General features: G+C 40.4%; 28 protein-coding genes and 1 pseudogene. 27 read left to right on the top strand and 2 right to left on the bottom strand.

Translation table 11 applies throughout. The features are described from left to right. Window positions 1–384: 384 nt before the first annotated feature. The 26 genes and pseudogenes from EDM55_RS19090 to EDM55_RS18960 all read left to right on the top strand — a co-directional run bounded on the left by EDM55_RS19090 (window position 385) and on the right by EDM55_RS18960 (window position 22248). Entirely contained in the window at window positions 385–927 is a 543-nt protein-coding gene (locus tag EDM55_RS19090) for a hypothetical protein (RefSeq protein ID WP_122961103.1), read from the top strand. A gap of 161 nt (window positions 928–1088) precedes the next feature. After that, on the top strand, window positions 1089–2903 hold the full coding sequence (locus EDM55_RS19085) for a TniQ family protein (RefSeq protein ID WP_170184501.1): 1815 nt from the start codon (window positions 1089–1091) through the stop codon (window positions 2901–2903). Between the two features lie 256 nt (window positions 2904–3159). Continuing rightward, complete coding sequence (locus tag EDM55_RS19080; protein ID WP_122961101.1) at window positions 3160–4293, top strand: MBL fold metallo-hydrolase; 1134 nt, start codon at window positions 3160–3162, stop codon at window positions 4291–4293. A 45-nt stretch (window positions 4294–4338) separates the two neighbouring features. Beyond that, window positions 4339–4572, top strand: coding sequence for a sulfurtransferase TusA family protein (locus EDM55_RS19075; RefSeq protein ID WP_122961100.1), 234 nt, complete (start codon window positions 4339–4341; stop codon window positions 4570–4572). A gap of 18 nt (window positions 4573–4590) precedes the next feature. After that, window positions 4591–4908 carry a rhodanese-like domain-containing protein gene (locus EDM55_RS19070; RefSeq protein WP_122961099.1) on the top strand — a complete coding sequence of 106 codons (318 nt, stop codon included), beginning with the start codon at window positions 4591–4593 and terminating at the stop codon, window positions 4906–4908. A 637-nt stretch (window positions 4909–5545) separates the two neighbouring features. Further along, complete coding sequence (locus EDM55_RS19060) at window positions 5546–6130, top strand: sulfurtransferase TusA family protein (protein ID WP_122961097.1); 585 nt, start codon at window positions 5546–5548, stop codon at window positions 6128–6130. A gap of 20 nt (window positions 6131–6150) precedes the next feature. Next, complete coding sequence (locus EDM55_RS19055; protein ID WP_122961096.1) at window positions 6151–6546, top strand: DsrE/DsrF/DrsH-like family protein; 396 nt, start codon at window positions 6151–6153, stop codon at window positions 6544–6546. 46 nt (window positions 6547–6592) lie between these two features. Further along, window positions 6593–7714: an MBL fold metallo-hydrolase gene (locus EDM55_RS19050; RefSeq protein ID WP_373863372.1), complete on the top strand. Its 1122-nt coding sequence runs from the start codon at window positions 6593–6595 to the stop codon at window positions 7712–7714. 21 nt (window positions 7715–7735) lie between these two features. Next, complete coding sequence (locus tag EDM55_RS19045; RefSeq protein WP_122961094.1) at window positions 7736–7963, top strand: sulfurtransferase TusA family protein; 228 nt, start codon at window positions 7736–7738, stop codon at window positions 7961–7963. A gap of 325 nt (window positions 7964–8288) precedes the next feature. Then, window positions 8289–9086 (top strand): sulfite exporter TauE/SafE family protein, encoded by a 798-nt coding sequence (locus EDM55_RS19040; protein ID WP_122961093.1) that lies wholly within the window; start codon window positions 8289–8291, stop codon window positions 9084–9086. 205 nt (window positions 9087–9291) lie between these two features. Further along, complete coding sequence (locus EDM55_RS19035) at window positions 9292–9840, top strand: cupin domain-containing protein (protein WP_122961092.1); 549 nt, start codon at window positions 9292–9294, stop codon at window positions 9838–9840. A 291-nt stretch (window positions 9841–10131) separates the two neighbouring features. After that, a complete protein-coding gene (gene lgt / locus EDM55_RS19030; protein WP_122961091.1) occupies window positions 10132–10911 on the top strand; it encodes a prolipoprotein diacylglyceryl transferase in 780 nt (259 codons plus the stop codon). A 283-nt stretch (window positions 10912–11194) separates the two neighbouring features. After that, window positions 11195–11677 carry a DsrE/DsrF/DrsH-like family protein gene (locus EDM55_RS19025; protein WP_122961090.1) on the top strand — a complete coding sequence of 161 codons (483 nt, stop codon included), beginning with the start codon at window positions 11195–11197 and terminating at the stop codon, window positions 11675–11677. Window positions 11678–11764: 87 nt separating this feature from the next. Further along, entirely contained in the window at window positions 11765–12025 is a 261-nt protein-coding gene (locus tag EDM55_RS19020; protein WP_122961089.1) for a metal-sensitive transcriptional regulator, read from the top strand. Window positions 12026–12045: 20 nt separating this feature from the next. After that, on the top strand, window positions 12046–12432 hold the full coding sequence (locus EDM55_RS19015) for a rhodanese-like domain-containing protein (protein ID WP_122961088.1): 387 nt from the start codon (window positions 12046–12048) through the stop codon (window positions 12430–12432). 9 nt (window positions 12433–12441) lie between these two features. Beyond that, the gene (locus tag EDM55_RS19010; RefSeq protein ID WP_307723965.1) at window positions 12442–12894 is read left to right on the top strand and encodes a class I SAM-dependent methyltransferase; all 453 of its coding nucleotides are present in this window, start codon (window positions 12442–12444) and stop codon (window positions 12892–12894) included. 113 nt (window positions 12895–13007) lie between these two features. Further along, window positions 13008–13691: a prolipoprotein diacylglyceryl transferase gene (locus tag EDM55_RS19005; protein WP_122961086.1), complete on the top strand. Its 684-nt coding sequence runs from the start codon at window positions 13008–13010 to the stop codon at window positions 13689–13691. Between the two features lie 51 nt (window positions 13692–13742). Beyond that, window positions 13743–14450 (top strand): cytochrome c biogenesis CcdA family protein, encoded by a 708-nt coding sequence (locus EDM55_RS19000; protein ID WP_122961111.1) that lies wholly within the window; start codon window positions 13743–13745, stop codon window positions 14448–14450. A 12-nt stretch (window positions 14451–14462) separates the two neighbouring features. After that, complete coding sequence (locus tag EDM55_RS18995) at window positions 14463–15023, top strand: peroxiredoxin family protein (protein ID WP_122961085.1); 561 nt, start codon at window positions 14463–14465, stop codon at window positions 15021–15023. A gap of 17 nt (window positions 15024–15040) precedes the next feature. Next, the gene (locus tag EDM55_RS18990; protein WP_122961084.1) at window positions 15041–15730 is read left to right on the top strand and encodes a response regulator; all 690 of its coding nucleotides are present in this window, start codon (window positions 15041–15043) and stop codon (window positions 15728–15730) included. A 13-nt stretch (window positions 15731–15743) separates the two neighbouring features. Continuing rightward, entirely contained in the window at window positions 15744–16790 is a 1047-nt protein-coding gene (locus tag EDM55_RS18985; RefSeq protein ID WP_373863371.1) for a sensor histidine kinase, read from the top strand. Further along, on the top strand, window positions 16787–16993 hold the full coding sequence (locus EDM55_RS18980) for a hypothetical protein (RefSeq protein WP_122961082.1): 207 nt from the start codon (window positions 16787–16789) through the stop codon (window positions 16991–16993). Before EDM55_RS18985 ends, EDM55_RS18980 begins: the two co-directional genes overlap by 4 nt. A gap of 45 nt (window positions 16994–17038) precedes the next feature. Then, window positions 17039–17428, top strand: coding sequence for a hypothetical protein (locus tag EDM55_RS18975; protein ID WP_122961081.1), 390 nt, complete (start codon window positions 17039–17041; stop codon window positions 17426–17428). A gap of 42 nt (window positions 17429–17470) precedes the next feature. Further along, window positions 17471–17806 (top strand): annotated as a pseudogene (locus EDM55_RS18970) (DUF302 domain-containing protein). A gap of 345 nt (window positions 17807–18151) precedes the next feature. Further along, window positions 18152–20164: a TniQ family protein gene (locus EDM55_RS18965; RefSeq protein WP_246071116.1), complete on the top strand. Its 2013-nt coding sequence runs from the start codon at window positions 18152–18154 to the stop codon at window positions 20162–20164. 1061 nt (window positions 20165–21225) lie between these two features. Next, window positions 21226–22248: an HD-GYP domain-containing protein gene (locus EDM55_RS18960; protein ID WP_122961079.1), complete on the top strand. Its 1023-nt coding sequence runs from the start codon at window positions 21226–21228 to the stop codon at window positions 22246–22248. Window positions 22249–22369: 121 nt separating this feature from the next. Here the strand turns inward: EDM55_RS18960 and EDM55_RS31310 are convergent, their stop codons facing one another. Next, window positions 22370–22528 carry an MBL fold metallo-hydrolase gene (locus tag EDM55_RS31310; RefSeq protein ID WP_258957979.1) on the bottom strand — a complete coding sequence of 53 codons (159 nt, stop codon included), beginning with the start codon at window positions 22526–22528 and terminating at the stop codon, window positions 22370–22372. Between the two features lie 389 nt (window positions 22529–22917). Here EDM55_RS31310 and EDM55_RS18950 point away from each other — a divergent pair, with 389 nt between their 5' ends. After that, on the top strand, window positions 22918–24426 hold the full coding sequence (locus EDM55_RS18950) for a phospholipase D-like domain-containing protein (protein ID WP_092277507.1): 1509 nt from the start codon (window positions 22918–22920) through the stop codon (window positions 24424–24426). A 38-nt stretch (window positions 24427–24464) separates the two neighbouring features. Here EDM55_RS18950 and EDM55_RS18945 read toward each other — a convergent pair. Continuing rightward, window positions 24465–24758, bottom strand: a 294-nt coding sequence (locus tag EDM55_RS18945; protein ID WP_122961077.1) for an IS30 family transposase, incomplete at its 5' end; no start/stop codon positions are given.

Here is a 24758-nt window from a genome sequence, read left to right as displayed (position 1 = left end):
CCTTAAACAAACGAGGTCAACCAATAAAACTGGTTGACCTCATTATACGAACGGTTTGATAGCTCAACGTATTTTTAACCCGGCCGGTATCTCTGGTCGGGTTTACTTCGTTTGTTACTAATTTAAAAATGTGAGATATTGTACAGGTTTCTTCCATCATCTTGAAGAACAATGTAAGGATAAAGGGGGTATAATTAGGGAAATTGGTGAGATATTCCAAAATATGATGTTCACCATTGGCTCGACTATCAACCTCATGATGGCCATAACGCGAACTTTGATCCTAATATTGTTATAGCCGGTCAAAAAATTTCTGAGGTATACCACACTTTTTGCTTTGCACGTTCCTCGTTATATTACATCGAAAACGAGGACTTTGGTCACATGATCGGTGAAAATGATAATTTCCATAAAACATACGCAAGAGCTCATTTTTATTTATACGCATTGGCTTGTTACAATTATTGCATCGATCTCTCATGGCAAGTTGTTTGGTTATTCTACGTTGTAAATGATTTTCTTCCGATAGAAGATGAAGGTTACTATGAGAAACTACTTGAAGAGTGTAAATACCAGGAGCTTAGATTTCAATTAACTCTTTTAAAAAAGTTTAAACATAGAAAATTCAAGGATGATTTTATCTATGGAAACCCAACTACACAACAAATAAGGGAAACATACAACCATCTTAAACATCGGGGAATGTTTCATTTTAAGGGCCTTGGAAAACAGAGGCCTCATTTAATGGGAAGTGTGAATGGGCAAAGTTTTAAAACATTAACAAAGCGAGAAATTGATATTAACGAATGGAAATATAAGCTTGTTGAATTTGATATATCTTTTTTTAGGTACTTTGATCATTTGGTCAATGTGCTGATGCCAAAAGAATTCCCCAACGCTCCTTGCCCCACTAAAACTTATGCATAAGAGGAATTCTAAGTAATCAATGGTAGGCAGAAATGACTTTATTACCGTTACTTTATGATACGACGGTAGACCATATCACTTATAACTGAAATTAATAAAATGGTATATGTGTTCCAAAAAAGGTTAATTATTAGAATAAATCCTTTTTTGGAGTGAATATGATGCATAATAGTATTTTTACGGTACGCTTGCGTCCCTTTGATGGTGAATCACTTTCGAGTTTTTTAAGACGTATCTCAAAAGCAAACGGAATGAATTTCTTGTCCTTTTGGAACAACTTGAAAACTGAACGAAATCATTACGCTCAGAACGACGATGTCACACTATTAGATTTTTGCCCTTTAAACGTTATTAACATAGAAAAACTATCAAAGGGTATTCGTATGGATCCAGGTGAACTGCTGTCACTCACACTTTATAATTTATTGCAGAGTTTTGTAGTAGGAACGGAAATTGAACGAGCACGATTCACCTCAGGCATGCTTCGGGACACACTTCATTTTTGTCCGGATTGTTTAAAGGATAAACCTTATCATCGGTTGCTTTGGCGAATCAAGGGGATTGATACATGCATGTCTCATCGCAGACTGTTACATGATAAGTGCCCTCATTGTGCTAAGCGGATTAAGTACCGTGATGTTTATGTGCATGATAAGTGTCCTCATTGCGATTTAGAATTATGTATAGTCTTGGATTCTCCAAGAGAAAGTGATGTTGATTGGGATCAACAGAGTTGGTGGTGGCAATCTTGGAACCAACTCCTCAATCATTCCAATTATAAAATTTCCCCGCGAGATATTGCTCTTCGCATACTATATCTAATAAATAATAAACAAGTCATTTTCGATAAAATTCAAGCTACGTCTGATATGCAAGGATTCGGTCAAATTCCTACGCTATTACAGTACGCGAGAGACTCTTTAAAGCAAAAACGTACGTTGCATATTTCTTATACTCTCGATGTCCTTTGGAAATATAAATATGACATTGGTGATTTTCTAAATATGGAGTTACCACAGCCATTTATTGACTCCGTTTTCACTTCGCCCCAATCAAAAAAAGAGATGCAATCATGTCAAGCACCATGGTGTGTGAACTTTGGTGTTGAAGGTGAACTAGTGCAAACTGGCACTTCATATAAAAGAAAAAAGAATGGTCAGATCTTGTCTTATTATTTGGCTTGTTTAGAATGTGGGTGTGAGTATGCAATCAATGCTCGTGGGGAATTAGAGGAGCGAACATACTTTATAAATGCTTACGGTTTATTGAAAAAGAACTTTTGTGAAGGGGAAAATTTCACGTCTCTTTTAGAAAAGACCGGATTGTCCATAGATAAGTTAAAAAGGTGTATAACCTATTTTTACACAAGGGGTATAAAGTTTTGTGAATATGAAACGAAAACAATTCAGATAAATGCTAAACAATTGAAGTATTTTATATCCGCAATAAGGAAAAACATACCGTTAAATAGCATTCGTAAATGGGAATGTTGGAATAGTTACGGGCATTTTTTGGTCTACCGTTTTCATAAAACAGTAATGAAAGAGTTACTGATGCAAACGAGAAATCGCCCAAAGAGGAACAATGCAGAACTAAATATCGATAGAGTGAAACAGGTTGTACAAGAGATGTTTGATCAGGAAACTACAATCACGGTAAATTTGGTAGCTGAACAATTAAAGGTTAGTGTCAATACCATTCGAAATTGGGGATGTTGTCCATACATAAGCAGGATGAAAAGGTGCCAATTCGAAAAGCGAGTCTTAATGGAGAAAGAGAACATTTATGGTTTCGTGGATGAGTATCTGAGAAAACGCGAGCAAAACAAAGTGTTTTCTAGTCAGTTATATAAAGATCTTCAAAAAAGTCGAAATTTATTATGGCGAAACACCCCGGAACTAACAGTATATATTGAAAAAAGAGTGCGTGCACATAATAAAAACGTCAAAGAGTTGATGATGGAATCTTTGGACTAATTAACGAGGATAAAAAAGAACTTGGGAAATTTCCAAGTATACCTAGATGGGCATGCAATAAGAATCCCACAATAATAATTAATGGCTTTCTCCAATGTTGGAGAGGGTAAAATACTCTAAAAGAGTACTATTGACATATAGAATTCAGATACCTATAATACGCATAGGGGTATATGTATAAAACGATTTTTTTGCTTAGTTATATACCCATAGGTGTATATGTATTAATCAACTTCGCATTAAGGAGGAATTCAACATGTTAAACGTAATGACGGCAGAGCAAGTAGCTAAAACACTAAAAAACAAAGAAGAATTATTCATTTTGGACGTACGAAACGAAAGCGATTTTCAAAATTGGAAAATCGAAGGGGAAAACGTTGAACTCTTGAATATTCCTTATTTTGACTTAATCGATGGGGTTGAACAGGCATTATCACAAATCCCAGTAGGCAAAAAGCTTCTTGTGGTATGTGCGAAGGAAGGTTCTTCGAAGTTTGTGGCCGAGCAAATCGTTGAGGCAGGAAGAGAAAATGTCCATTATTTGCATGGTGGCATGAAGGCATGGAGTGAACACTTAGAACAAGTAATTGTATACGAAGATCAACAAGTAAAAGTGTATCAGTTTATCCGCGTAGGAAAAGGGTGCCTATCCTATATGGTACTGTCAGGCAAAGAAGCGCTTGTTGTTGATCCTTCTCGCTTCACGGATTTGTATCAGAAGGTCGCTCAAAATGAAGGTGTCACGATCAAGCATATCGTTGATTCTCACCTGCATGCCGATCATATCTCGGGCGGGAATGTCCTCGCTGATGCTACTGGCGCTTCTTATTATTTGATGAAAAGTGAAGGGGCGGTCTTTGACTTTAAAGCATTGGAAGATCACGAGCACATTCAGTTTGAACTAGTCGACATGCAAGTGTTGGCTGTAAAAACTCCAGGACATACACCGGGAAGCGTCTCTTTCCTGGTTAATGATAAGCTTCTGTTTTCTGGTGATACGATTTTTGTAGGAGGATTGGGCCGTCCGGATCTTGGGGGCAAAGTTCGCGAGTGGGCAGAGGATCTGTATGAAACCGTCTATGACAAGGTATCTCAAATGGCAGATGATGTGATTGTTTTGCCCGCCCACTATGCAAACCTGGATGATGAACTGAATCAAGAAGGATATATTGGTGCAGCACTTGGTGATATTCGGGAAAAGAACGAGCTGATGAGAAACAAAAACAAAAGTGATTTTATTGACTCGGTAGCGGCATCGGCTCATTCTGAGACCCCTCCAAACTTTGAGGAAATCGTTGCCATTAACCGAGGCGTGGAGGAAGCTACTCCAGACCGGCAGCAAGAACTCGAAATTGGACCAAATCGCTGTGCAGTCCATCACTTTGCATAATGACAGAGGCATAATTAACATACACTAACTTGGAGGTAATGAATCATGAAAAGCAATAGGATCGTAGATGCGAAAGGACTGGCTTGTCCGATGCCGATAGTCAAAACAAACAAGGCGATCAACGAGCTCCAGACAGGAGAGATTTTGGAGGTCCATGCGACGGATAAAGGATCCAGAAATGATATGGCGGCTTGGGTGAAAACAACAGGAAATGAAATGGTTCAAGAGCAAGAAGAGAATGGCGTGTTCAAGTTTTGGATTAAAAAGGGATCCCACTAGATCAAGGAGGCAATTGACATGAACAATGAAGTGAAAACAATCTTGCCGATTGAATTGAACAAACGCCTTGAAAGTCAGGAAAAGGTAGTGATCATTGATGTGCGTGAACCGGAGGAATGGGTATCTGGACATATCCCAAATGCAAAACATATCCCATTAGGATCCATCCAGAATCGCCTCGTTGAAATTGACCCGAACACGGAGACGGTTGTGGTATGTAGAAGTGGTAACCGCAGTGGCCAGGCATGTGAATTTTTAGCGGAAAAGGGTTATAAAGTGGTTAATATGGTGGGTGGAATGATGCAGTGGCCTGGAGAAGTCGAGAGAGGATCATAACCGAATGATGGAACTCCGGAAGAGGAAGAGAGGGTTGAAAGTGACGATAGAAACTACTGCTATGAGTGTACTCCTTTTGATTTTGATTTTCTATATCCGCAGAGGTTATCTATTGAGGGGAATCCCTGAAATCACTTCCCTTCAAAATCTCCCTTCGGATAACGTAGTCATTGATGCAAGAGACTACAATGTTTCATACAAATCACCATTGGGGCGATCAATATACCGCATGCCTATTTGCAAAGGTATATATATGAAATAACCGCCAAAAAAGTGATTGTAGTCGCTGAGAGTATAGTTAGCCGAAATTACGTCATGTTGTACCTGAGAAGAAAGGGGTTTATGGTAATTGGTTTCTACGACATGGTCGAAGCAAGGGACAGTACAAATTTCTCCAGTGCTATTTGCAATGAAATTACCTAATTTTGGCCAGATAAATACCTATACTAGTATATGTATTTTATAACTCAATTACTAATCTTAACACAACAGTTTGGAAATACTTATGGACAATGAGTTGAATGGTTATTTTAAAACTCACACTCAAACAAGGTTCTATAAATTCCAGATTTTGAGCTGCAATCGAAACGCAGCATTGGAAACCTACATGTAAGAGAAACTATGGAGGTATGTAAACATGACTTCACCATCATCCATTAAAGCGGATAAAACCTTGGATTGCAAAGGCTTGGCATGTCCAATGCCGATTGTGAAAACGAAAAAAGCAATTGAGGAAATGCAATCAGGTCAGGTCATTGAAGTACAGGCTACAGATAAAGGCTCGCTGGCGGACATGCAAGGTTGGGCCAAAAATACCGGGCATCAATACTTGGGAACCGTAGAAGAAGGGGATGTACTAAAGCATTACCTTCGCAAGGCAAGTCCAAGCGAGGCCAAAGAGGAAAATAAATTCCCTCACACCATCTCGAACGATGAGCTGCAAGCAAAGATCAATGCGAATGAGAAGATAACCATTTTAGACGTCCGCGAACCAGCAGAATATGCATTCCAACGTGTGCCAGGAGCAAAATCGATCCCATTGGGCGAGTTAGAGGAACGCATCAATGAGCTAAATACGGATGAAGAGATCCACGTGATTTGCCGTACGGGGACTCGAAGTGATATGGCATGTCAGCTTTTAGCTGAGAAAGGCTTTACAAAAGTGAAAAATGTATTGCCTGGTATGTCCGGTTGGACAGGCGCCACCGAAAATAACCAATAAATAAGATGGAGGGTATACAAATGGCAACAAAAGTAGCAATCATCGCAAGCAACGGTGGATTATTTGACGCTTACAAGGTATTTAATATCGCAACGGCCTCTGCTGCAACAGATGCGGAAGTAGCCATCTTCTTTACGTTCGAGGGTCTTAATCTGATTCACAAACAAGCATATCAACAGCTGCCGATGCCAGCTGGCAGAGAGCATTTCGCAGAAGGCTTTAAAAATGCCAATGTGCCCTCGATACCTGAGTTAGTCGACATGGCCCAGCAAATGGGAGTCAAAATCATCGCTTGCCAGATGACCATGGACGTTATGAATTTGAAAAGGGAAGACTTTATCGAGGGCATTGACGTGGGAGGCGCGGTTACGTTCCTTGATTTTGCAAAAGACGCCAATATTTCGCTTACGTTCTAATAGGAGGATCGAAACATTCATGAATGCGACAACTGGTCTAACAAAAATGACTTCACATGAGCTGGCACGGATTGTCTTCCATCACAAGGAACTGTTTATTCTTGACGTGCGAAATGAAACTGAATTTAGTGATTGGAAAATTGAAGGCAAGGGCATTGAGATCATCAATATTCCGTATTTTGACCTGATTGATGGCGTAGATTCAGCTCTGGATAAGATCCCTGAAAACAAACCGTTACTTGTGGTTTGCGCGAAGGAAGGGTCATCTGTATTTGTCGCCGAACAGATTGTGGAAGCTGGCAGAACAAATGTCAGTTACCTCGAAGGTGGAATGAAAGCTTGGAGTGAGCACTTGGAGCCTGTGAAGGTCGGTGACTTGAAAGACGGGGGTTCGCTCTATCAGTTTGTGCGAATCGGAAAAGGGTGCCTATCCTATATGGTACTCTCAAATGGAGAAGCCGCTGTGGTTGATACCTTGAGGATGACAGACGTTTTTGAGCAATTCGCCAGAGAAAAAAATGTGAAAATTGCCCATACCATCGATACACATCTTCATGCCGACCACATTTCTGGGGGAAGGCAGCTGGCGGCAAAAGAGGGAGCAACCTATTGGCTTCCACCAAAAGACGCAACGGAAGTGACCTTTTCTTATGAGTCCCTAGAGGATGGGAAAGAAATTGAAGTCGGAAAATCGAAAATTAACATCCAACCTGTATACTCCCCTGGGCATACGATCGGAAGCACGTCTTTGATCGTGGATGATCAATACCTGCTTACCGGAGATATTTTGTTTATCACATCCATTGGACGTCCGGATCTTGCGGGGAAAGCAGAGGATTGGGTAGGAGATCTTCGCACTACGCTTTATACACGCTTTAAGGAACTCTCCAACGATCTGATTGTGCTTCCGGCCCACTTCGGAAAAGTGACAGAGTTGGGCGAAGGCGGCAAGGTAGCCGCTCGACTGGGAGACTTGTATCAGGACAATCCGGGTTTGAACATTACGGACGAGGCTGAGTTCCGTAGAACCGTAACGGAAAACTTGCCTCCTCAACCGAATGCTTACCAAGAGATCCGTCAAACCAATATGGGAAAAATCAATCCGTCGGAAGAAGAGCAACGAGAGATGGAGATTGGCCCTAATCGTTGTGCTGTTCATGACCAATAAGAGGAGAAGGAGTTGATTTACATGCAAGCAGATATCACAGTGGACACAAAAGGAATGGCATGCCCGATGCCGATCGTAAAAGCAAAGAAAGCCCTGGACAATTTGGAACCAGGACAAATCATGGAAGTTGTTTCAACCGATAAAGGGTCTGTGAATGATTTTCAGGCGTGGGTCAAACAGACCAACCATGAGCTCGTTCATTATGTAGAAGAGAATGGTGTATTTACGTTCTACGTCAAAAAGCAGTAAGGGACAAACAATAAGCGAACACGTATAAGGTGTTCGCTTATTTCAAGTCATAATGAATGACTCGCACACCAAGATGGCAATAGGTTTCTTCTTTGAAATGCCCATCGGGGCAAGCTTTTATACAACATATGTCTGCATGTGAAGCTTGCAGTGGTTGATTGCATTTAGGACAAAACTCGGAAAGCAAATTCCTCAAGAAAGATAACATGATTGATACCTGCCTTTTCCGATTTAATTACTTGGCATTATTATATCCATCTTTTCGCGATTCGAATAGATCCAGTTTTTGTTTGGTGTGCATGGCACAAGTCATAAGGAGGATATGATGGAATTGTTGTTCCTTGGTCTAGTGATGCTGGTCCTAGGGCTTATCGGTTCGTTTTTTTCCGGCTTATTGGGGATTGGCGGAGCCATTATTAACTATCCGCTTTTATTGTTCGTACCCTCGATATTGGGTGTGGCTGATTTTTCGGCACAAGAAGTTTCTGCGATCAGTATGTTCCAAGTTTTTTTTGCTTCGTTGGCTGGTGTACTTTCCTATAAAAAGAAAAATCGATTATCAAATGGATCGTTCATTCACAAAAGCCTCGTGATTTATATGGGGGCAAGTATTTTGATAGGCAGCATTGTCGGTGGTGTGAGTTCCAAGTATTTGTCTGGCGACACGATTAACCTCGTTTATGGAATCTTGGCAATTATTGCAGTTGTGCTCATGCTGTTACCGAGTAAGGGCAGACACGACACAAATCAAGATGAGATTCATTTTAATAAGGCCATCGCTGTCGTTTCTGCCTTTCTAGTAGGTATCGTATCCGGAATCGTGGGAGCAGGAGGGGCATTTATTTTAATTCCAATCATGCTGACACTGCTTAAAATCCCAACTAGAGTAACCATCGCTTCTTCCTTAGCGATTGTCTTTATTTCTGCAATTGGAGGGGTTCTCGGTAAAATCACGGCCGGGCATATTCCCTTGTTCCCTACTTTATTTACTGTCATAGGGAGTGTAATTGGTGCACCAATCGGCTCTCGTATAAGTTCCAAAATAAACGTGAAAGTGCTTCGTTACGGCTTAGTCGTATTGATTGCCATGACAGCGATAAAAATATGGACCTCAATTTTATAAAGGTCTTAACTAGGATTTAGGAAAAACCAAGCAATCCGATTGATGGATTGCTTGGTTTTTTATGCGAGTGCCTAACCATATTCCTTTGAAGCGCTAAGCACAGGCATTTGCCTATTATTAACCATTTTGCAATCCTTCATGTAGGCAACCGCATAGGATAAAAAGGATAAAAGGCAAACAACGAAATCATGAGAGGAGAATGTATATGTATCGTGAGTCATGTTGTACCTACCATTCGTACTATCCAATGCAAATCAGCTGGAATCCCAACAATTGGGGTCATCACCACTGGCACCCCTATTATTACCATATAAATTATCATAATTGGAGTTCCAGTCATGGGAATATTCCATTAACAGATTATGGACCAAGACCATTTGTAGTAAATATCGAGCAAGCCTCGAAACAAAACAATACATTTCGCACAGCATTATGGACAGGTAAACATTTCCAAGTAACCTTAATGAGTATTAATGTTGGAGATGACATCGGTTTAGAAGTCCATCCTAACACCGATCAATTCATAAGGATTGAAGAAGGTCAAGCGCTTGTACAAATGGGTGACAGCAGGGAGCGATTAGATTTTCAACAAATGGCAATTGATGATTATGCCATCATGATCCCTGCCGGAAAGTGGCACAATATAACCAATATGGGCAATACACCACTCAAAGTTTATGTAATCTATGCGCCTCCTGAACATCCTCATGGTACTGTACACCAAACAAAAGCAGATGCAAGAGCTGCCGATTAAAACTAACACTTATTTTCCCACACTCGAAAAGGAAAGAGTGGGTATGAACTTTGAAACAATGAGAATGTAAGAGTATGATGTTTGAGTAGTGACATAAGGCAGCGGCAGACTAGGATGTTAGCTCATTTTCTGGTCTGTCGTTGTTTTCTTTGAAACGATTGCTCGATTAACTATCGATTTATGGAGTATTGCAGAATTTGATTTTACCGCTTAGAACATTCGTAGTAATATACCGCTAAGGCAAGATATGATTCTTTTGAATTACTAACTTATGAAAGAAGTGTGATTGTATTGCATCAATATATTACATACATAGGTTCTTTTCCCATCCGCTCCTACAGTCTTTTGTTTGTATTAGCGATTATCCTAGGTGTTGGCGTTACGATCACCTTAGCAAAACTGCAAAAGAAAGAACATTTAGCAGATCATCTGATGAATCTGATTGTACCTATGATGATCGGGGCTATTATTGGTTCAAGATTCTGGACCGTTTTCTTCTTCGAGTGGGAGTTTTATTCCAAACACCCTGAAGAGATCATCGCGATATGGCACGGCGGACTGTCTATTCAGGGAGGAATCGTTGGTGCCATTTTGGTCGGGATATGGTATGTAAGAAAGCATGGTCTTTCATTTTGGGAACTGGCCGATTTATGTGCGCCAGGACTGATACTTGCTCAAAGTATCGGTCGTGATGCAAACCTGATGAATGGGGATGCTTTTGGAGACCCAACAGGCAGTAATTTTGGTATTTTGTATCCAGAAGGTACAAATGCCAGAGCTACTTTCGGAGATCAACCTCTGTGGCCGGCCGAAGTATGGGAAGGACAAATGGACATACTCATTTTTGCTTTGCTTATGATTTTGCTTCGGAAGAAATTAAAACAGGGTTTTCTTTTCCTTGCTTACAATATCTTTTATAACATTGGGAGATTTTTGTTAGAAATGCTTCGTGGGGATTCCCCTAGATATTTGTTTCACTGGACTGCAGCCCAATGGACTTCTGTGGGGATTATCTTATTATCTTTAGTAGCAGGAACTTATCTTCAATTTCGATCCGTAGAACAAAAATAAAGTTGATGTGCAGATACTAAAATCACAACAGAAAATAATTTATAGATAGAAAAGGCAGCGTAAGATTAGTTTCATCCTAACCTACGCTGTTTTATTTATGATTGCCTGCATCTCAATATGAAACCAGGTGTTAAGTGGCAGCTATAAACTAACTGCCGCACTTGACAAACAAGTCACTTACAGATAGTATACCTATAGGGGTATGGGTAAAAAATAAGATTAATCATGTTAATAACTATTGAATCAAAATTTATGACAACCACGAACAGGGAGAGGTATTTCAATGGAAAACATGAAAGAAAAAACAACAATCGTATTATTTAGCGGTGATTATGATAAAGCCATGGCAGCCTTTATTATCGCAAACGGAGCTGCGGCTTATGATCATGAGGTAACCATTTTTGCAACGTTTTGGGGACTTAATGCCTTTCGAAAGGATCAAGATGTAAATGTAAAAAAAGGGCGATTGGAGAAGATGTTTGGTTGGATGATGCCTCGGGGGGCAGATAAGTTAGCCCTTTCCAAAATGAATTTTGGGGGAATGGGGAAACAAATGATTAAACACGTTATAAAAAAACATAATGCTTTGACCTTACCCCAACTAATTGAATTGGCACAGGAGCAGGGAGTTAAATTGGTGGCATGTACAATGACGATGGATTTATTGGGGCTACAAAAAGAAGAATTGCTTGACGGCCTTGAATATGCAGGTGTTGCCGCCTACCTCGGTGATGCGAATCATGCGAAGGTAAACTTGTTCATTTAAATGGACATGATTTAACCTATGGTTTTGCAAAACGTTGAACGGAATTGCTGTATAACTTAAGAAATGAACGAATGGAGGAAGGAAACAATGGAATATACCGATGATGTAAAAAAACGTTTGAGACGATTAGAGGGCCAAGTGAAGGGAATTCTCCGGATGATGGAAGAACAAAAAGATTGCAAAGATGTGGTTGCTCAATTATCAGCCGTAAGAAGTGCTGCAGATAAAGCGATAGCAGTCATCGTAGCAGTTAATTTGGTGAAATGCCTAGAGGAGGAACAAAGCAAAGGTGGGGACACCTCTAAGCTGGTAACAGAAGCTGTTGAACTTCTGGTAAAAAGCAGATAAAGAATTAAGGAGGAGACTTTTTGGACTTCACATCGATTATTCAAATTATCTTGTTTGCTTTGATTGCTTATTTTTTGTTTTCGAGATTAGCACCAGTAAAGGGACTAAAGAATATAAGCGCGCAACAATTTAAAGATGAGCTAGATCAGCGTACCCCTAAATATATTATGGACGTACGGGAACCAAATGAATATAAAAATGGCTTCATTCCAGGGGCGGTCAATGTACCCCTTTCCCAATTATCAGCACGTATTAATGCCCTTCCAAAAGACAAACCCCTATATCTCTATTGCCAGAGTGGCATGAGGAGCAAACAGGCTGCTCGTGTTTTGGCAAAAAGGGGATATTCCAACCTGATAAATCTTCAAGGTGGAATTATGTCCTGGAAGGGAAAGATACAAAAGTAATAAGATTGGATTTTCAACGAAAGTTCTTTCACGATTCCTACTGCTCACTTAACAAGCGGAACCGTCTATGCTTTAGACATGGAACCTCAAATTTTGTCTTTATTACAAGAAAAGGTGCAAAGAGAGGGCCTGGAGAATGTGACGTATGTAGAAGGCATAATCGAAGACATACCTTTGCCAAATGAAGCTGTGCGAAATGTGATTACATCACTTGTTCTCCACGAAGTTGAAACATTAGCGAAGGGGCTCCAAGAGACCCATAGGGTGTTAATGCCCGGTGGCACCAGCTTCTGTTTGGAATGGGGAAAGAAAACAACAGAACAGGGGCCGCCATTACATCACCGGATTGCCTCTGATGAATTGGAAGAGCAGATGAAAAAAGAAGGGTTTGAAGTCATAACACGAGACTATCCTACCGAATCCCATTACATTCTCATTGTCCAAAAAAATCGTAGTCAATGAATGCCGATATAGAATTAGCACGAACATGAAGCCTATCCTTTCTAAAGAATAGGCTTTCTTTATTCATTCTTTACAAATGATGCCTATACTGCGAACAGGTTAGGAGGGAAAAAATGGTTGATGTAATTCAATTAGGTCCATTTCAAGTGAAAACCAGCGTCCTCATTTACGTGTTGTCGGGTCTGGTAGGATATCTGGTTATTCGACTACGTGGCAAAGACAATAAAGATCAAATCCAAGCAATCACAGAAATTGTAAGCGGCATGGCTCTGCTTGCCTTCGTATTATGGAAATTTAGTTATGTGCTTTTTCACCCCTTAAAGGCAGTAGAGAATCCGCTTTCCATTCTTTATTTTTCCGGTGGAAGCAGAGGGATGGTGCTTGCTGGAGTGGGAGCGGCACTTTATGTGTGGGTTCAGCTAAGAAAGCGACAGATTCCACTAAACAAAGTTATTTACCTGACCTCAATTGGTTTGCTGGCGGCATGGGGAACCTTTCATGTCCAGCATCTGGTTCTATATGAGGAAAACGATCTTTATCATCTGCTCCAATCCATTCTTTCTGGTGTCTGCTATCTGTGGATTCATAACAGTATTTCCTACAACACCCGAAGAAATGGATGGATTCAATTGTTGTTATGGTTTAACATAGGCCAGATTTTTGTCCTGTTTTTCAAGGATTCAGCGGCATACATGATAGGTCTTTCCAAGGAGCAGCTGCTATATTTGCTGCTTGGCATTTCTTGTTTGCTGGCAGACCTCATTTTGGAAAAATTGAAGTACTTTAAAGAAACTTAACATTCCAACTATAAATTGATCTCATACGAAGGGGGCATTGTATTGGAAAACATGTCGGTACTGTTTGCATTTGCTGCTGGGCTTCTATCCTTTTTTTCACCATGCATTTTTCCTTTGCTTCCGGCATATGTGGCGAATTTAACCGGATCTAGTGTGAAAGACAATAGAATGTATGTGACCAGTAAAGTAGTCATGCAACGATCAGTCGGATTTATCACGGGATTCAGTATCGTTTTTGTGCTGATGGGAGCTTCCGCTAGCATGATTGGGCAACTCTTGACGGATAATCGAGCCATCATCGAAAAAATTAGCGGGTTACTGATTATTCTCTTCGGAATGCAAATGATCGGATTTTTGAACATTCGTCTGCTGATGTCCGAGAAACGTTTGGATGTATCCGGAGGCAACTTAGAAAATAAGTGGAGACCGTTTCTAATGGGAATTGCGTTTGGGGCGGGTTGGACCCCCTGTGTTGGACTAGCATTGTCTTCGATATTGCTGCTCGCTGGCGCTTCTCAAACGATGTATCAGGGAATGTTTATGCTGCTGATCTACTCCCTTGGATTGGGCATCCCTTTTCTGATGATTTCAATCGCTGTTACCTACTCCATTTCCATCGTAAAAAAAATCAATGCGTTTCTACCGTTACTTAATAAAATCAATGGTTGGATCTTACTATCGTTGGGATTATTGTTGTTCACCGGTCAATTTCAAAAAATCAGCGCATGGCTTGCCGCATTTACTCCATTTTCCTTTTAGGGGGACTGTTCAATGAAAAACATACTTGCGATAATGGCAATGCTCGCTCTGATTGCATGGGGGATTTACGATATTAGTCATTCGCCGGCAAACTCTGGTATGTCCACAGGGGGCGAGCAAGGAGAAAAACAGAAAGAAGCCACAGTGGGCATCAAAAAAGGGAACATAGCTCCGGATTTCGAGCTGCGAACACTGGATGGCACGAAAATGAAACTATCTGACTTCAGAGGGAAAAAGCTAATTGTCAATCTATGGGCAACCTGGTGTCCCCCATGCAGAGCCGAAATGCCGGATATGCAGGCTTTCTACGAGGAGCAAAAGGAAGATAATATTGCCGTTCTTGCGGTAAATCTTACACAATCCGATAACAAAGAAAAAGTATCCGCCTTTATTAAAGAGTTCGGTCTCAGCTTCCCTGTCGTTCTCGATGTGGACAACAAGGTTGCCGACACATATCAGGTTGTTTCCATTCCGACAAGCTATATTATCGATTCAAAAGGCGTCATTCAAGAAAAAATCATAGGTCCCATGGATAAAGAAATGATGGATAAACTGATGTCTTCCATTGATTAAATCTGGGGAGGCAAGAGATGAACAACAAAGGAAAATCCATTCTCATTGTGGAAGACGACGAAAAGATCAGAAAGCTGGTAAAAGTGTATCTGGAGAATGAAGGGTATGAAGTGTGGGAAGCCCAGGACGGTGAAGACGCTCAAAACAAGTTCATGCGATACGACCCCTGTTTTGTCATTCTGGATTTAATGCTTCCCAAGATTAGCGGGGAACAGGTATGCAGTTGGATACGCGAAGACCTCAAAGCCGATATTCCCATCATCATGCTTACTGCAAAAGTAGAGGAAAAGGACCGGATCAAAGGCTTGGAGATGGGCGCTGACGATTATGTGACAAAGCCATTCAGTCCGAAAGAACTCGTCACCAGAGTCGAAACGGTATTGCGAAGAACTGCCCAGCGATGCAGCAAAATCACTTATCGGGGGATCACGTTAAAACCTCATCGAGCTGAAGTGCATTATCGTGGTCAACCGATCTCGTTAACACAGCATGAGTGCAAACTATTGTATTTTCTCATGCAGCATCCCAACCAGGTCCTATCGAGGGAGCAACTCATTCATGAGTTGTACCCGAATCAAGAGAAAGTCGTTATCGATCGAACCATCGATGTCCACATCGGCAAGCTTAGAGAGAAGCTGAAATGGGATGGCAAAGGTGAATTGATCGAAACCATTCGAGGAATGGGGTATCGGTTTGTTTCGTATTAACATTCTTTGGAAGATGATCGCCGTCAATGCACTTGTCTTGGGTATCGCAATCTGGCTTGCGGCCGTATCCGTAAAAGACTTTGCATGTTATCTCGTGAATCAGTTGGATGCCATCGATCAGGAAAAGAAATTGGAATTCAGCGAGACGATGCATTATTACTTATTGGGAACAAGCATACTGGCGATTTGTGTTTCCGGCTTTCTCCACTATGCGATCGTGAAGAAAGTTCTTTATCCGATCAAGCAACTGAGCAAGTCAGCACGGATGTTAGCGAGTGGACGATATCCTGAACCACTTCACTCCAAAACACAAGACGAAGTAGGACAGTTGACAGGCGACTTTCAATACTTAGTAGACAAAATGAGACGCGGTGAGGCATTACGAACGAAAATGCTTGGCGATCTGGCCCACGAATTGCGAACTCCGCTCACCAATGTGATTGGATATCTAGAAGCGCTAAGCGGAGGGATATTGAAAGGAACCCCCGATCTGTATTCTTCTCTACACGATGAAACAATGCGGATCGCCCGTTTGGTCGAACAAATCCACGAGTTGAATATTTGGGAAGGCAAGAGGCAGTCAGGAAAAAAGTTGACACCGCTTTCTATGGAAAAGGTCATTGTAAATGCTTTGAAAACCTTTGAACTGGAGTTACAAAATAGAGGGATAAGCTATTCCTGTCATCTTCAGGATCAGCAAATTGAAGGAGCTGAGGATGGTATTACACAAGCTTTGATAAATGTTTTAAAAAACGCAATTGAACATAATGCCGCTGGATGGATTCGAGTGGAAGGGAAGAGGGAGAAGGATCAATATCAGGTATTTGTAACCAATCAAGGAAGACCAATTACGGCTGAACATGCAGAATTTTTGTTTGAGCGATTCTATCGGATTGACCCATCCCGTAATCGCGAAACCGGAGGAGCAGGTCTTGGATTGGCCATTGTAAAGGAAATTGTTGAGCTTCATGGTGGGAAAGTTGGGTTTCAATCAAATGAAGATATACATACCTTTTGGTTTACAATACCTGTTTGCCAAAAGGAGGCTCAGTTACATTGAGTGAAACTGTGAAAAAGATTATCTTGCTTACGCTAACAGCTTGTCCGATGGGAAGGTCTATGGGAGAGGTTTTACAAGAAATACGTAGTTCTTTCCCAGAGTTGGAGACGGAAACAGTTTATGTCGAGCTCGATGCGAAACGTACCAATGATTTTCGAGTCAAGAACAATCCAACGCTCTTGTTCCTCTCCATAAGTGGGTAAGAACTATACCGCCTGGAAGGGTTCCATGAAACAGAAGAGGTAAAAGTGATCATTCAAGATATTTCAGTACAGGACGCATCTCGTGTAGCATGTGAGGAAAGCAATCCTTCGGCAGAGCATTATACCATTTACTTGATTCGGAATAATGAGCCAGTTCCCGTACAAATCGAATATCAAAATCTAACTTCTGTCAAAGCCCCAGGAATTACCGCCATTCAATTACTGTTACAAACAATGCGGCTAGGCTACGAAAATCCTTTCCCGCAAGATTCTAGACTGGATCTTGTTCGATTTACAGGGTCAAGAGGGGAGATATTTATCACGATGACAGAAAAAGTTAGTGAAGGCCAATTTGAAAAGATGCGGAGGGTGCTTGAAAAAACATTAGCATTGTTTGGAATCTTTGAGGTGGAAATCAAAAGTGCAGAGGAGTAACCTTGACATCCATTGTGAATGATATCGTTGAGGTGGATGGATATGGATTTTCATTACACGGTGACAACTGACAAATCAATCGATGAAGTAATCACATTGCTCGAGAAAAATCTAAAAGAGCATAATTTCGGCATCCTCTGGCAGTTTGACCTTACAGCAAAACTGCTGAAGAAGGGGATCGAGAGCTACAAAATGCCTTATCGCGTTCTTGAAGTATGCAATCCATTTGAAGCAGCCAGAGTACTTAGTAGAAACGAATTAGTCGGCTACTTTTTGCCATGCTAAATAACGGTTTACGAAAGCGAAGGGAAAACGATGATTGGTTTTCCCAAACCGACAGCTCTCATCAGCATGATTGAAGATGTAGAACTTAAATGACATTGAGAACATATTCATAAGCGTGATCGAGAAGGTATAGTAGTTGCTCACATTTCTAGTTCAGGGGTCTTCAATTTGTGTGTCCGTAAATCAGAAGATTCACCAGAATGAAGACTGTGGAGTGCTTTTAGAGAAATTGAACAGCAACAGCCTGGTAAGGCTGCACTGCTATTTAATTGGATGTAGAGGGAAATTTATAGAATCGACAACCCCTTGCTGAAAGGATACATTCAGCAAGGGAGGGATGTGTTATCTGAACCTTTAAAATAAACATTTTAAGGGTTTTTATATATTACCCAACGAAACTAATAAGCTTATTGATAAGGAGTGCTTGATGTGGAGGAAATGCTTACGATTCGACCGCAACCCAAGTGGGAAGAATCATTGACCTCATATTTGTGTCGAATTGCAGTTAGAAATGAAATAAGCTTTCTAGAAATATGGAAATTAGTTAACACTGGACCGAAATCTAAAGTTCAAAATATATTTGGATATAAGTTGGATATTTTTCCACATGAGGTTATAAACGCTTCTACATTGGCAAAGTTGTTGTGTACATCAAATAGCCAAATTGAAGATATGACGTTTTATCCATTAATCAAGAAGTTCTTTAATAATCATGAATCAGTAACCCAAGTTTATAACTACTTTATGAAAAATCATATCATAAAGGAAAAGCGGAGATTTTGCCCAAAGTGCTTAAAAGAAAAAGGTTTTTTTAAGTTAATTTGGCAAGTCCGTGAAATTGAAATATGTGATATACACCATGTCAGTCTAAAGTCCCTGTGTAATAATTGCTTAAGAGAGCAACCCTATATATCAAAATCGCTTGCTTTCTGTGAGTGCTACTATTGCCAAACCGCACTTAAAACGGAGAATGAAGAGGTAGTTAATAATGAAGTCTTCATTATGGATCAGTTGCAAAAGTATGAAAATTGGAGATATATATTGCATCCTACAACGGAATTGGTTACAGAGAAGGAGATTGACGGATTAACAAAGGAAAAAACATTAGCAATAAAATTGTTATTTGTAGCTCAAGGACAACAACCAAAGTTAAAATGGAGTTCTGTGAAAAGTCTATCTCGTGATAAAGTACGAAACTTTACTGGATTAGTATGTGATAGGACTCGATTTCAAAAGGTATTTATTGCTGATCTATTTCATGTATTGCGGACCGAGCATTTATCTGTAGAGAGATTCGTAAATATTATGGTTCAATCTAGTTATATTCAATCATTTCAAGCGCAGATACAAGAGAAGGAACCTGGTTTTTGTTTGACACCTTGGTGTTCTGACGGTGGTACACGAAAAATGATAATAGAATTATCTGGGGATGGACATCATTTAAAGTATAAACACAGATACTCATCAGCCTGGATATGCTCCAGTTGTTTTATGCGTTACGGGTTTAGTAGGTATACTAATCAGTGGGGAAATATTGCAAATGAAATACAAGTGATAAGTGAGGTATTAAATTTCTTAGAATTAGGTCTAACTAGAGAAAAAATAAGAGAGGAACTAAAATTAGGAGTTCATAGGGCAAATGAAATTTTTGGCTATCTTCTTTATCACGAATTGCTATCTGACCACTATGTTTCATTTTACAGGCCAAAATCCCAAAGGAATTTAATTGTTGAAAACTTTGACGAAATAAAAAATTGTGCTAGAAACGCTCAATATATGTATAATGTTGCGCGTAGGTTATTTAATTGGGACCAAGTTACTTTTTATTACTATTATGCATCGAGAGAATTTAAGGCTCTTTTGATAAAGGAATCTTCAAAAAGAAAACAATCGGTTGTACAAAAGGCAAAGAGACACAGGGAAGCAAAGCTATCCATTGATGAAATGGTGCAAAATAATGTTGGAGTGACTGTTAAGGAACTTGCTCATACACTTGACTTGAGTGAAGGCACCATTAGGTACCACGGGATAAATGTTACAGCAAAAGAGATTAATCAGGACCAAAGAGAGAGTAATCTACAGCAAGAACAAGTTAAGCTAGTGGATGCGGCAAGTGAATATGTTAAATTGATGAATGAAAAGGGGGAACCAATTTATTCCAAAGATATATACAAATATTTAGGTCGCTCCCGCAAATTCATAAGAAAAAATTTCCCTCTGCTTTACCAGTGGATTTCTGAGCAAATAAGATTAAGTAAGATTTATCAAGATCAGAAAAAGAATGAATCTATCATGGCTTTAATAAGAACTGCTCGCGATAAGCTAATCATGGCAGGTGAAAAAGTCACAGTGAAAGCAGTTTACTCGAAAATGGGATTAAGTTATAACATTTTTAACCATAGCAAATACCGCAAAATGTACAGCATAATTAAGGAAGAAATGAATATCTAGTAATATGCTTGGCCAAATCACTTGTTCTGAAATTGGTCAGCTTTTGGGGTATTTAACCAAAATGACAATTATAATTATAAAATTAATGTCGAGTGTTGATTTATAGTATAAAATGTGTCGAGATATTATTATAAAATGTATATTTTACGATCAGTTTTTATGACAATATTAAATATAACTCACAGTTGTCCAGAGATAATAATGTCAGTCACAAAATAATAGACTTTGTCACAATAAAATATAGTCTGTAACTGAGTAATGAAGTTTGTCACTTTGATGTTACGTAAAAAGAACTGTGAAACCAGTAAAAAAGTATGAAGCTGCTTAGTTTAGTCCCGATGATGGAATTAATGATCATCGGGACTTCTTTTATTCCATCTAGGGGTGATACTATTTTGACTATGGGTAACCGAATAAAATTTTATAAGAAAAGCGAATAATTATCCTTGAACAGCACAACAGAGTCCGTACAATAGTACAATCATTCGTTCCCATGGATTACGTACAAGTATGTCAAAAAGAGTAAGGAAAAAATGAAGTCATTAAGCATGCTTTTTGACAGTTGAGAATTACGTTAACGTGTTACATAAGACAATTGTTCAAAAAAGCAAGAAGGGGGGATGACTCCATAAATAAAAAAAGGTCAAGCAGTAAAACAGGCTGACCGACGCGTTCAAAGTATCAACTGTTCAAGGATGATAAAGTATTAGACTGACTTAGTTGATTTAACGGAAATTCTGCATTAGAAAAGCTCTTACCTAAAAAAATTAGTTCTAGACTATTCAATCCTGCCGTACAAAAAGCCAGTCAACACACGATAATAAAGTGTTGAACTCCACCCCAATTGTTAGACACACCTAACAGTTGGAGGTGCATTTCTTCGGCCTTATACGGAAATAATCATTTAAATCCTATTTTCGTTTACTACTTGTTTTCCGTAAGTAAGACCGAACCAAGTCCATCTGTTATACCTAGTATTCTTATAAGAATAATGTTTGGTTTATATCATACATGGGTATATGATCTGCAAATAGTTATATTTTGGGTTGAGGTGTACCTATATGATAAGCAGCTTGCGTAGTGCGTATAAATTCGGATTAATTACATGTTTAGTGATTGGTTTTTGGTTGATTGCCTATATGACCAATGGAGTAAACGCAACCATTAACTTTTTCTACTTTACGATTATTTTAAGTGCCTATTTTTGGGGAGCATCTGGTGGTGTCGTTGTAGGGTTAATCGTAGGTATTGTAGGTGGCCCTTTGTTGCCTGATCATGTATCCAGTGGTGTTGACCAGTTATTCTCTCAATGGTTTACTAGGATGTGTTTTTATATTGTACTTGGCTTCTTGGTGGGAAAATTGTTTTCATCACTTAATCGGCAAAAGGAAGAACTCCTTTCCGAAAAGCAGGTTGTAGAAGAACAGAACACGAAAATTATACTGCAGCGTGACGAAATTATTAGACAAAATAAAGAGCTAAAAAATCAAAGGGATCAAATTGAGCACCACATGAGGCAAGGCCGTGATTTTGGTTGGGGAATGGTTAGAGCGTTGGCCCAAGCTATCGAGATCAGGGATTCGTACACCAGTGGTCACTGTTATCGAGTAAGTGGATTGGCTACTCGTATTGGTGAGCGCATGGGATTAGATGAATGGACAGTCATTTATTTGAAGTGGGCAGCCCTCGTTCATGATATTGGCAAGATCGGAATTCCAGAAGCACTTCTGAATAAACAAGATAAGTTAACTACGTACGAATATGACATTATGAAGCAACACCCCATGCTTGGTGCTTTAATTATGAAAGACATTCCTTATGGAGATCGGGTATTAGACGGTGTTCTTCATCACCACGAACGCTTAGATGGAAAAGGTTACCCTTATGGAATCAAAGGGGACGAAATTGGGTTACAGGCGCGCATTATCGCGGTATGTGATGTGTGGGACGCATTAACTTCTGATCGAGCCTATCGGGATGCTCTACCGAAAAATGTGGCTTTGAAGATCATGGAAGAAGGACGGGGTACACAATTTGATCCGATGATCTTGGACTATTTTTTTAGCATTATAAATGAGGACTAGTATCCAGAAAGTCAGGGAAAGCACGAAAAACAATGTGTTTGACTGGCTTTTTTATTGTAAATCTAACAGGTTCCGGGTAATCTTCTTTTCCGGTAAGGAAGGGCAGCTCCTTCTGATGGGCTTACACAGGGATGACCCACATCTTCAACAAACCCTCGAGCGAGTCAATATGATCGAAATACGCATGCGTCAGTACAATTGCTTTCGGTTTGGCCGATGGATTCGCTTTTTTCCCCACTTCGGAGATGTAGTCGGAAAATCCAGGCATGCCGGCATCGATCAGCCACTATTCATCTCTTCCGGGATTTCCGACTTCAGGGATATAGTTTTAACCCATATAAAGCGTATTTTGCAGCTAAAGATGCTGGTGGAGAAAGACCAGTATAACTTTAATGAAAAAAATATACAAATACACAGGTAAAACACACGAAGTTCCACTTACTAAAAGAAAGTCGGAACTTAGAAGTGTAGTAGGAGAGGATACTATTGAAGTAGTGGCATATCAGGGAGGACACTAGCACATTTTACTGACCGATTGCTTCAGCAACTTTCAATATATCTGATTGATTGTAACAGATGAATACCTCTGAGTGCATAATCTGTAAAACCCAAGCGCATACACATGTCAGATTTAGCACATGTTATGGATGAACAAGGGAGGGATTTTAGTTGATGTGGTTTCTTTGGTTGTACCTATTAAATACGTTCTTTATGTTAATAGTTGCGATTCGCGAGGTGCGCAGGCCGGCCAAAGCTTTAATTTGGCTAACCATCTGCCTCATTTTGCCTGTTATCGGTTTCGGACTCTATCTTAGCACAACGAATCCAGTGTGCATTCGTCGAGAAAGACTGACGTCTCCGCACAATAAGTCGGACAAGTTGCCTGATTCATTCAGCCGCTCAGCCTTGGTCATCGATCATGCTTTGCGGCATTTCACCGTGCATGGCCTTCGGACAGGCCAAGTCCAGGTGCTTACCAACGGCATTGAAACCTATGAAAAACTTATGGAATCCATACAAAACGCACAAAAAGCGATTGATCTGGAATATTACATTTACCGTGATGACCAAATTGGTCATCGCATCACAAATCTGCTGATTGAACGTGCAGCGGCCGGTGTACAAGTTCGTTTTGTGAGAGATGGCTTAGGGAGTCGAAAATTCCCGCGATTTCAGATCAAACGAATGATGGATGCAGGGATTGAATGCCGGACGTTTTTTCCAGCGCGCCTCCCTTGGATATTGTCCAATTGGAATTACCGGGATCATTGTAAGATCGTCACGATCGACGGAAAAGAAGCCTTTACAGGAGGGATTAATGTCGGGTATGAGTATACCGGATTGAAGCCGAACGTAGGGTTCTGGCGTGACACCCATTTGCGAATCGAAGGTGAAGCTGCCCTCGATTTACAGACTATCTTTGACGCCCATTGGAATATCGCTTCTCCGGAACAGATGAAAACGAGGACACACAGGTACACAAAAAATGAAGGTACACATTCAGAGAACATTACTTTAACCGACAGACCAGTTCTTTCCGGATGGTTGGCAGAATGGGGCGCTGAATTGGGCACGATGGATGGAACCAGTATTGACAAGGCTCCGAACAAAGGGGCATTGCAGAAAGCCTATGTGCAGACGTTTGAAGGCAATCCTGGAATTCCTACTCCAATCATCCGGGAGGTTTCCTTCATTTGCCTGACACAAGCGACCAAAAGCATTGATATCACTACCCCCTACTTTGTGCCCGATGAAGATATCATCATGGCGATAAAAACAGCTGTGGCACGCGGTGTGCGAGTAAGACTGCTGGTTCCTAGTCAAACGGATCTTTCAACTCTGATCGTGGGCGCTGCAAGCCGTACCTATTTCGGTGAACTACTGGAAGCCGGGGTCCATATCTATCTATACGAAAAAGGTATGTTACATGCGAAGGTAATGATTATCGATGAGGAGATTGCCGAAGTGGGCTCAGCAAACTATGACCTGAGAAGTCATCGTCTGAATTATGAAGTTTGCGAAATCTTATACAGTGACGATGTTGCACGAGAACTCATGAAGCAATTCGAGCGCGATCTCACTGATTCGGTACAGTTAAGTATAGAGGATGTACAACATCGTCCGCTTTCACAGCGCATTCTCGATCAAGGAGCCCGCCTGCTTTTTCCGCTGTTGTAGCACATTACAATAACCATCTCTTTTCATATGACGAATTGTCAAGCCAAGTGCGACAGAGCTTCCATAAATGATTCGTGAGCCGTTTTCCAGCCCAAACATTTTCTCGGCCGACTGTTAATGAGGTGCAAGGCATGAACTAACTCTTCCTCAGAGACCTCTGCGAAGTCTTTTCCTTTGGGGAAGAATTCACGGAGAAGTCCGTTGGCATTCTCGTTGGTGCCGCGCTGCCATGAAGAGTACGGATCGGCAAAGTAGATGTCTAGGTCATGTGCTGATTCCAAGCGTTCATAACAGGCAAATTCTTTTCCTCGATCAACAGTGGCTGTCTGAAA

Origin of the sequence: Brevibacillus centrosporus (assembly GCF_003710815.1) — a bacterium.
In the GTDB taxonomy this organism is placed as follows: Bacteria; Bacillota; Bacilli; order Brevibacillales; family Brevibacillaceae; genus Brevibacillus; species Brevibacillus centrosporus.
The sequence above is the reverse complement of the archived record's forward strand: the minus strand, read 5'-3'. Positions and strand labels throughout refer to the sequence as shown.

Excerpts from the sequence above, each read along its gene's own strand:
- EDM55_RS19090 (WP_122961103.1), top strand. The coding sequence starts at position 385 with ATGATCGGTGAAAATGATAATTTCCATAAAACATACGCAAGAGCTCAT.
- EDM55_RS19085 (WP_170184501.1), top strand. The coding sequence starts at position 1,089 with ATGCATAATAGTATTTTTACGGTACGCTTGCGTCCCTTTGATGGTGAA.
- EDM55_RS19080 (WP_122961101.1), top strand. The coding sequence starts at position 3,160 with ATGTTAAACGTAATGACGGCAGAGCAAGTAGCTAAAACACTAAAAAAC.
- EDM55_RS19075 (WP_122961100.1), top strand. The coding sequence starts at position 4,339 with ATGAAAAGCAATAGGATCGTAGATGCGAAAGGACTGGCTTGTCCGATG.
- EDM55_RS19070 (WP_122961099.1), top strand. The coding sequence starts at position 4,591 with ATGAACAATGAAGTGAAAACAATCTTGCCGATTGAATTGAACAAACGC.
- EDM55_RS19060 (WP_122961097.1), top strand. The coding sequence starts at position 5,546 with ATGACTTCACCATCATCCATTAAAGCGGATAAAACCTTGGATTGCAAA.
- EDM55_RS19055 (WP_122961096.1), top strand. The coding sequence starts at position 6,151 with ATGGCAACAAAAGTAGCAATCATCGCAAGCAACGGTGGATTATTTGAC.
- EDM55_RS19050 (WP_373863372.1), top strand. The coding sequence starts at position 6,593 with ATGACTTCACATGAGCTGGCACGGATTGTCTTCCATCACAAGGAACTG.
- EDM55_RS19045 (WP_122961094.1), top strand. The coding sequence starts at position 7,736 with ATGCAAGCAGATATCACAGTGGACACAAAAGGAATGGCATGCCCGATG.
- EDM55_RS19040 (WP_122961093.1), top strand. The coding sequence starts at position 8,289 with ATGGAATTGTTGTTCCTTGGTCTAGTGATGCTGGTCCTAGGGCTTATC.
- EDM55_RS19035 (WP_122961092.1), top strand. The coding sequence starts at position 9,292 with ATGTATCGTGAGTCATGTTGTACCTACCATTCGTACTATCCAATGCAA.
- EDM55_RS19025 (WP_122961090.1), top strand. The coding sequence starts at position 11,195 with ATGGAAAACATGAAAGAAAAAACAACAATCGTATTATTTAGCGGTGAT.
- EDM55_RS19020 (WP_122961089.1), top strand. The coding sequence starts at position 11,765 with ATGGAATATACCGATGATGTAAAAAAACGTTTGAGACGATTAGAGGGC.
- EDM55_RS19005 (WP_122961086.1), top strand. The coding sequence starts at position 13,008 with ATGGTTGATGTAATTCAATTAGGTCCATTTCAAGTGAAAACCAGCGTC.
- EDM55_RS19000 (WP_122961111.1), top strand. The coding sequence starts at position 13,743 with ATGTCGGTACTGTTTGCATTTGCTGCTGGGCTTCTATCCTTTTTTTCA.
- EDM55_RS18995 (WP_122961085.1), top strand. The coding sequence starts at position 14,463 with ATGAAAAACATACTTGCGATAATGGCAATGCTCGCTCTGATTGCATGG.
- EDM55_RS18990 (WP_122961084.1), top strand. The coding sequence starts at position 15,041 with ATGAACAACAAAGGAAAATCCATTCTCATTGTGGAAGACGACGAAAAG.
- EDM55_RS18985 (WP_373863371.1), top strand. The coding sequence starts at position 15,744 with ATGATCGCCGTCAATGCACTTGTCTTGGGTATCGCAATCTGGCTTGCG.
- EDM55_RS18965 (WP_246071116.1), top strand. The coding sequence starts at position 18,152 with ATGCTTACGATTCGACCGCAACCCAAGTGGGAAGAATCATTGACCTCA.
- EDM55_RS18960 (WP_122961079.1), top strand. The coding sequence starts at position 21,226 with ATGATAAGCAGCTTGCGTAGTGCGTATAAATTCGGATTAATTACATGT.